Source organism: Brevirhabdus sp. (assembly GCF_052826345.1).
On record NZ_JBRBUA010000066.1, the window covers coordinates 1 to 7,507 of the forward strand.

Here is a 7,507-nt window from a genome sequence, read left to right on the forward strand (position 1 = left end):
AAGGCCGAATTCTACATCGAGTATTTCGCCATCGACCTGATCATGTCCGACGACGGGCAATGCCAGGGCGTGGTCTGCGGGAAGCTCGACGACGGCACGATCCACGTGTTTTCCGCCAAGATGGTCGTGTTGGCCACCGGCGGCTACGGGCGCGCCTATTTCTCGGCCACCTCGGCGCATACCTGCACCGGCGACGGCGGCGGCATGGCGGCGCGCGCGGGGCTGCCGTTGCAGGACATGGAATTCGTCCAGTTCCACCCCACCGGCATCTACGGCTCGGGCTGCCTGATTACCGAAGGAGCGCGGGGCGAGGGCGGGTATCTGACCAACTCCGAAGGGGAGCGGTTCATGGAACGCTACGCCCCCACCTACAAGGATCTGGCGTCGCGCGACGTGGTCTCGCGCTGCATGACGCTGGAAATCCGCGAAGGGCGCGGCGTCGGCAAGGACAGCGATCACATCCACCTGCACCTCAACCACCTGCCGCCCGAGACGTTGGCCGAACGGCTGCCCGGCATTTCGGACTCCGCGCGCATCTTTGCCGGTGTGGACCTGACCAGGGAGCCGATCCCGGTGCTGCCGACCGTGCACTACAACATGGGCGGCATCCCCACGAATTACTGGGGCGAGGTCCTGCGCCCCACCGCCGACAGCCCCGACGCCATAGCACCCGGTCTGATGGCCGTGGGCGAGGCGGGCTGTGCCAGCGTGCACGGGGCGAACCGGCTGGGTTCGAACTCGCTGATCGACCTGGTGGTCTTCGGCCGTGCCGCCGCGATCCGCGCCGCCAAGGTCGTCGACCCCGAGGCCGCGAACCCGGCGCCCAATCAGGCCAGCATCGACGCCGCGCTGGCGCGCTTCGACAAGCTGCGCCACGCCGACGGGGCCACCCCCACGGCCGAGTTGCGCGACGAGATGCAGCGCACCATGCAGGCTGACGCCGCCGTTTTCCGTACCGACAAGACGCTGGCGGAAGGCGTGGAAAAGATGAAGACCGTCGCGGCGAAAGTGGCCGATCTGAAGGTCACCGACCGATCCATGGTCTGGAATTCCGACCTGATGGAAACGCTGGAGCTGACGAACCTGATGCCCAACGCGCTGGCCACCATCGTCAGCGCCGAGGCGCGCAAGGAAAGCCGCGGCGCCCATGCGCATGAGGATTATCCCGACCGCGACGACGGCGAATGGCGCAAGCACACGCTGGCCACCGTCGAGGACACGCAGGTCACGCTCGGCTACCGTCCGGTGCATGTCGATCCGCTGACCACCCAGGACGAGGGCGGCATAGACCTGACCAGGATCGCCCCGAAAAAGAGGGTCTACTGATGCGCGGGCCGATCGCATCGCTGGCGGGGCTGCTGTTTCTGGCCGCCTGCGCCGCCAACCCGGTTGAGCAGACGACCCGTACCGTGGCGCGCAACGTCGTCGGCCCGATCGTGGCCGAGCGGTTTCCGGGCGTGCCGGCGCAGGCGCTGACCGATTGCATCATCGACAATGCCGCGACGCATGAGCTGCTCGAGATCGCCAAGGCCGCGACGCTGGGGCCGGGCGCCGACACCTACGCCGTCGTGCTGGGCATCGCGCGCCGCCCCGAGGTGCTGCGCTGCGCGGCGATAAACGTCCTGCCGCAGCTATAGGCGCGCGCCGCTCACATGCTTAGATTCAGCACGAAAGGAGGAGAGAGATGGTTCAACTGACGCTCCCCAAGAATTCCCGGATCAAGACGGGCAAGACCTGGCCCAGGCCCGAGGGCGGGAACAACCTGCGCAAGTTCGAGATCTATCGCTGGAACCCCGATGACGGACGCAACCCGAGGATCGACACCTATTTCGTCGATCTCGACGATTGCGGGCCGATGATCCTGGACGCGCTGATCAAGATCAAATCCGAGATCGATCCCACGCTGACCTTCCGCCGGTCGTGCCGCGAGGGCATCTGCGGCAGCTGCGCGATGAATATCGGCGGCATCAACACGCTGGCCTGCATCTACGGCATCGACGAGGTGAAGGGCGACGTCAAGATCTATCCGCTGCCGCATATGCCGGTGGTCAAGGATCTGATCCCCGATCTGACGCATTTCTACGCGCAGCACGCGTCCATCATGCCCTGGCTGGAGACGAAGACCAACCGCCCCCAGAAGGAATGGCGCCAGTCGATCGAGGATCGCAAGAAGCTCGACGGGTTGTATGAATGCGTGATGTGCGCCTCCTGCTCGACCGCTTGTCCGTCATATTGGTGGAACGGGGACAAATACCTGGGTCCGGCCGCGCTGCTGCACGCCTATCGCTGGATCATCGACAGCCGCGACGAGGCCACCGGGGAGCGTCTGGACGATCTGGAAGATCCCTTCAAGCTGTACCGCTGCCACACGATCATGAATTGCACCAAGACCTGCCCCAAGGGTCTGAACCCGGCAGAGGCCATCGGCCATATCAAGAAGATGCTGGTCGAACGTCAGGTCTGACGCCAGATCTGCCGCCACATCTGCCGCGACCACGATGGGGCAGGGGCGTTTGGCCCCGCCCCCGCAGGCCGTACCGCCCAGCACCGCGCGGGGCCGCGCCGTGGCGGGCGCCGCCATTTCCGCGAGGGCTGGCATGCGCTTCAGCGGCCGGTGGAACGGCGGGCGCCGATGTCGTCGCCGCGGATCAGACCGTCGCCGTTGAGATCCTGATCGAGGGTTGCCTCGGCGCCGCCGCGGACCGTCCCGGTCGTGGCGCAGGCCGTCAGAAGGGTCGCGAAGGCAAGCAGGGCGGCAATTGAAAGGGGGGACATGGCACTCTCCTGAAATATGTACTAACGGCAAACGGCCAGAGCGGGGATCGGGTTCCCCCGACAGGTGAAGGTCCCGGCAGACGAAGAACCCGGCAGACGAAGGATATGCGCCAGCCATGACGACGGATACGCCCCCGCCCGTCCCCCCGGCCGACGCCGACGCGCGCCGCGCCGTGGCGCCTGTCATCTGCTATCCGGTCGAAAGCCTGCCTCCGCCACCGCTCGAACTCTACCGCCGTGCGCGTGAAGGGGCGCGCAAGATCGGCGAGACGCTGGTGCCGCCGCGCGACGCCCGAAGCTTTCGCGTCGAGGCGGGCCAGTTCTTTCGCATCACCTCGGTCGAGGGGCCGCAGGTGGGCGATCTGAACCTGTGGAACGCCCGCGATCTGACGGAGCGATTCTATTCCGGCAAGACGCGCGCCCTTCATGCGACGCATCTGACGCGCGGGCACCGGCTGTGGTCGTCCTTTCCGGGGCTGCGGCCGATGGCCACCATCGTGGCCGACACGCTGGAATGGTACGGCACCGACGCTTTCGGCGGCGCGGTGCATGATGTGATCGGCACCCGATGCGACCCCTACACCCATGCGCTGCTGTCGGACGGCGGGCAATATCACCATTGCTGCCATTCGAACCTGACCCGTGCGCTGGCCGCGTATCTGGATGTGCCGGTCCACGAGGCCGAGCCCCTGGTGCACGACGTTCTGAATGTCTTCATGTGTACCGGGTTCACCCGGGATACGGGCCAGTATTTCATGAAGGCAAGCCCCGTGCGCCCCGGCGACTACCTTGAGTTTTTTGCCGAGATCGACCTGCTGGGGGCGCTCAGCACCTGTCCGGGGGGCGATTGTTCCACGGTGCATTCCAGCGACGCCGCCCTCTGTCATCCGCTGCTGGTAGAGGTCTTTGATCCCATCCCCGGCGCCCTGGCGGGCTGGCAGCCGCCGGAGCGCAGCCGCTATGACCGCAGCCACGGCGTTGGGGGCGCGGTTTGATGCCTCCGGCGGGGATATTTTCGCGACAATGAGTGTGGGCGCGGGCAGGATAATGGGCGCGGGCGCGGTTTGGCCGGATCAGGCGAAGGCGGCTTCCAGTGCGATTTCGACCATGTCGCCAAAGCTTTTCTCGCGGTCGGTGCTGGGCAGGGCCTGACCGGTCAGCAGGTGGTCGCTGACGGTCAGCACGGCCAGCGCGCGGCGCTGGTGGCGCGCGGCGAGGGTGTAGAGCTCCGCCGCTTCCATTTCCACGCCGAGGATGCCGTGGCGCACCATCTGTTCATTCAGATCGGGGCGTTCGTCATAGAAGACATCCGCCGAATAGATGCCGCCGACATGGGTGGCGGTGCCCTTGCCCTCGGCGGCGGTGGCGGCGGCGCGCAGCAGCGACCAGTCGGCACAGGGGGCGAAATTGACCTCGCGCAGGATCCCGCGCGAGGGGGTCGACAGGCTGGTGCAGCTCATCGCGAGGATCACGTCGCGCAGCCCGACGTGATCCTGCATCGCCCCGCAGGACCCGATGCGGATCAGCGTCTGCGCGTCGTATTCGGTGATCAGCTCGTTGGCGTAGATCGACAGCGACGGCATGCCCATGCCGGTGCCGTGGATGGTGACGCGGTTGCCGCGCCAGGTGCCGGTATAGCCCAGCATCCCGCGCACCTCGTTCACCAGGACGGGGCTGTCGAGAAAGGTTTCCGCCGCCCATTGCGCCCGCAGCGGATCGCCCGGCAGCAGCACGGTTTCCGCGATGTCGCCGGGCTTGGCGCCGATGTGGATGGTCATGGGCGGCGTCCTTTCTGCTTACTTCGTCAGCACCTGCGCCACCGCGTCGCGGGTGGCGGAGACGACGGTGTCGATTTCGTCTCTGGTGATGCAGAAGGGGGGCGCGAAGCCCAGGATGTCGCCCTGCGGCATCGCCCGCGCGATCACCCCGCGCTCGGCCATCGCGGCAGAGATCTGCGGCCCGACCTTGCGCGCGGGGTCGAAAAAGCTGTGCGCCTCGCGGTCTTCGACGAACTCGACCGCGCAGAGCAGCCCGTCGCCGCGCACCTCGCCGACATGTGGATGATCGCCAAGCGCTTCGGTCAGGCTGGATTTGAGGTATGCGCCCATCGCGCCCGCGTTCTCGACCAAGTTCAGATCGTCGATGAGCTTGAGATTGGCCACGCCCGCCGCCGCCCCGATGGGGTGGGCGGAATAGGTCCAGCCGTGGCCGATGGGGCCGTTTTCATCGGTGCCCTGTTCCAGCACCTTCCACATCCTGTCGGAAATGATCGACCCCGACAGGGGCGCATAGGCCGACGTCAGCCCCTTGGCGATGGTCATGATGTCGGGGCGCATGCCGTAGTGATCCGATCCGAACATGGATCCCAGGCGGCCGAAGCCGGTGACGACCTCATCGGCGATCAGCAGTATGTCGTGGCGGTCCAGCACGGCCTGGATGGCGGGCCAGTAGCCTTCGGGCGGGGGCACGATGCCGCCGGTGCCCAGGATCGGCTCGCCGATGAAGGCGGCGATGGTGTCGGCGCCTTCGCGGGCGATCATCTCTTCCAGATCGGCCACGCATCGGGTGGTGAAATCGGCATCCGACGTGCCGGGCGCGGCCTCACGGAACTTGTAGGGCGCGGTGCTGTGCAGGATGCCCGCCAGCGGCAGGTCGAATTTCCTGTGGAACAGTTCCAGCCCGGTCAGCGAGCCGGTGACCAGCCCCGACCCGTGATATCCGCGCCAGCGCGAGATGATCTTTTTCTTTTCAGGGCGGCCGAGGATGTTGTTGTAATACCAGACCAGCTTGACGTTCGTTTCATTCGCATCCGACCCGCCCAGGCCGAAATAGACCTTGGACATGTGATCGGGCGCACGGTCCAGCACCATCTGCGCCAGGGTGATCGAGGCCTCGGTGCCGTGCCCGACATAGGCGTGGTAATAGGACAGCGCGCGGGCCTGATCGGCGATGGCTTCGGCGATTTCCTGACGGCCGTAGCCCACGTTGACGCAGTAAAGCCCGGCAAAGGCGTCAAGCAGCCGCTTGCCGTCGCGATCCTCGATATGCACGCCGCTGCCGCCGGTGACGATCCGAGAGGGGCTTTCGCCGCGGGCGTGTTGGGCAAGGTGCGTGGACGGGTGGAAAAAGCTGTCGCGGTCCCACCGGTCGAGCGTGTCATTCGCGATCATACCGGGATCCTCCATCAGGTGATGAGGTCCGTGGTGGCCGAAAAGCTACTCTGCTGCAACCGCTTTCGGATCGGCGAGCGCCACGATGTCGAACATGATCCGGTTCAGTTCGAAATCCTTGGGGGTATAGACGCGGGCGACGCCCATCGCGCGCAGCCGGTCGGCGTCGGCCTGCGGAATGATACCGCCCACCACGACGGGCACATGGGCCAGTCCCGCGTCGCGCATGTGGGCCATCAGATCCTCGATCAGGGGCAGGTGGCTGCCCGACAGGATCGACAGGCCGACGACATGGGCCTGCTGTTCGACGGCGGCGGCGGTGATTTCGGCGGGGGTCAGGCGGATGCCCTCATAGTGGAACGCCATGCCGCAGTCGCGGGCGCGGGCGGCGATCTGTTCGGCCCCGTTGGAATGCCCGTCGAGCCCGGGCTTGCCCATCAGGAACGTCAGCCGCCGGCCCAGCCGGTCGGACACCGCATCGACCTGGGCGCGGATCTCCTCCAGCCCTTCGGTGCGGTTCGAGGGGTTGCGCGACACGCCCGTCGGCGCGCGGTACTGGCCGAAGGCCTGGCGCACCATGTCGCCCCATTCGCCGGTGGTGGCGCCCGCGCGGGCCGCCGCGATCGAGGGCGGCATGATGTTGGCGCCCGATGCGGCGGCCTTGCGCAGCGCCTCCAGCGCCTGCTGCACGGCGCGGTCATCGCGCGCGGCGCGCCAGGCGTCGAGCCGCGCGATCTGGTCGGCCTCGGCATCGGCATCGGCCGCCATGATCGACCCTTCGCCCGCCGTCAGCGGCGAGGGCTCGGCCTCCGTCCAGCGGTTCACGCCGACGACGGTGGTCTCGCCCGCTTCGATCCGGGCGATGCGGGCGGCGTTCGAATCCACCAGCCGCGATTTCATATAGTCGATGGCGCGCACCGCGCCGCCCATGCCGTCGATCTGCGCCAGTTCGGCCCGCGCGCCGTCCTTCAGCGCCTCGACCTTTTTCGTCACCGCTGGGTTGCCGTCGAACAGATCGCCGAATTCCAGCAGATCGGTTTCATAGGCCAGGATCTGCTGCATCCTGAGCGACCATTGCTGATCCCAGGGGCGCGGCAGGCCCAGCGCCTCGTTCCAGGCGGGCAGCTGCACGGCGCGGGCGCGGGCGTTTTTCGACAGGGTGACGGCCAGCGTTTCAAGCAGGATGCGGTAGACGTTGTTTTCCGGTTGCTGCTCGGTCAGCCCGAGCGAATTCACCTGAACGCCATAGCGGAAGCGGCGATACCTTTCGTCCTCGATCCCGTAGCGGTCGCGACAGATCTCGTCCCACAGCTCGGTGAAGGCGCGCATCTTGCACATCTCGGTCACGAACCGGATGCCGGCATTCACGAAGAAGCTGATCCGCCCGACCATCGCCGGAAACTCGGCGTCCGGCACCTTGCCTTTCAGGTCGTCCAGCACCGCAATGGCCGTGGCCAGCGCATAGGCCAGTTCCTGCTGCGGTGTCGCACCAGCCTCTTGCAGGTGATAGGAACAGACGTTCATCGGGTTCCACTTGGGCAGGTGTTCGCGGGTAAAGGCCG

Annotated in this window: 8 protein-coding genes; 4 read left to right on the top strand and 4 right to left on the bottom strand. The window is 66.6% G+C overall.

What is annotated here, in order from left to right; all coding sequences use genetic code 11:
* From ACU0BR_RS08345 to ACU0BR_RS08355, 3 genes are all read left to right on the top strand, one after another.
* Window positions 1-1,326 (top strand): FAD-binding protein (locus ACU0BR_RS08345; RefSeq protein WP_446156394.1); only part of this gene is annotated, 1,326 nt, incomplete at its 5' end.
* Window positions 1,326-1,637: a hypothetical protein gene (locus tag ACU0BR_RS08350; RefSeq protein ID WP_446156395.1), complete on the top strand. Its 312-nt coding sequence runs from the start codon at window positions 1,326-1,328 to the stop codon at window positions 1,635-1,637. The genes ACU0BR_RS08345 and ACU0BR_RS08350, both read left to right, overlap by 1 nt.
* A 47-nt stretch (window positions 1,638-1,684) precedes the next feature.
* Complete coding sequence (locus ACU0BR_RS08355) at window positions 1,685-2,464, top strand: succinate dehydrogenase iron-sulfur subunit (protein WP_446156396.1); 780 nt, start codon at window positions 1,685-1,687, stop codon at window positions 2,462-2,464.
* A 140-nt stretch (window positions 2,465-2,604) separates the two neighbouring features.
* On the opposite strand, the gene ACU0BR_RS08360 is transcribed toward ACU0BR_RS08355, so the two are convergent.
* On the bottom strand, window positions 2,605-2,775 hold the full coding sequence (locus ACU0BR_RS08360) for a hypothetical protein (protein WP_446156397.1): 171 nt from the start codon (window positions 2,773-2,775) through the stop codon (window positions 2,605-2,607).
* Between the two features lie 116 nt (window positions 2,776-2,891).
* Here ACU0BR_RS08360 and ACU0BR_RS08365 point away from each other — a divergent pair, with 116 nt between their 5' ends.
* A complete protein-coding gene (locus ACU0BR_RS08365) occupies window positions 2,892-3,770 on the top strand; it encodes an urea carboxylase-associated family protein (RefSeq protein WP_446156398.1) in 879 nt (292 codons plus the stop codon).
* 78 nt (window positions 3,771-3,848) lie between these two features.
* Here the strand turns inward: ACU0BR_RS08365 and deoD are convergent, their stop codons facing one another.
* From deoD to ACU0BR_RS08380, 3 genes are all read right to left on the bottom strand, one after another.
* A complete protein-coding gene (gene deoD / locus ACU0BR_RS08370) occupies window positions 3,849-4,553 on the bottom strand; it encodes a purine-nucleoside phosphorylase (protein WP_446156399.1) in 705 nt (234 codons plus the stop codon).
* Between the two features lie 18 nt (window positions 4,554-4,571).
* Window positions 4,572-5,945 carry an aminotransferase gene (locus tag ACU0BR_RS08375; RefSeq protein ID WP_446156400.1) on the bottom strand — a complete coding sequence of 458 codons (1,374 nt, stop codon included), beginning with the start codon at window positions 5,943-5,945 and terminating at the stop codon, window positions 4,572-4,574.
* A gap of 45 nt (window positions 5,946-5,990) precedes the next feature.
* Window positions 5,991-7,507, bottom strand: a 1,517-nt coding sequence (locus ACU0BR_RS08380; protein WP_446156401.1) for a methylmalonyl-CoA mutase family protein, incomplete at its 5' end; no start/stop codon positions are given.

Bases quoted from the DNA above. Each gene is read 5' to 3' on its own strand.
- ACU0BR_RS08360 (WP_446156397.1), bottom strand. From the start codon at position 2,775: ATGTCCCCCCTTTCAATTGCCGCCCTGCTTGCCTTCGCGACCCTTCTG.
- ACU0BR_RS08375 (WP_446156400.1), bottom strand. From the start codon at position 5,945: ATGATCGCGAATGACACGCTCGACCGGTGGGACCGCGACAGCTTTTTC.
- deoD (WP_446156399.1), bottom strand. From the start codon at position 4,553: ATGACCATCCACATCGGCGCCAAGCCCGGCGACATCGCGGAAACCGTG.
- ACU0BR_RS08355 (WP_446156396.1), top strand. From the start codon at position 1,685: ATGGTTCAACTGACGCTCCCCAAGAATTCCCGGATCAAGACGGGCAAG.
- ACU0BR_RS08365 (WP_446156398.1), top strand. From the start codon at position 2,892: ATGACGACGGATACGCCCCCGCCCGTCCCCCCGGCCGACGCCGACGCG.
- ACU0BR_RS08350 (WP_446156395.1), top strand. From the start codon at position 1,326: ATGCGCGGGCCGATCGCATCGCTGGCGGGGCTGCTGTTTCTGGCCGCC.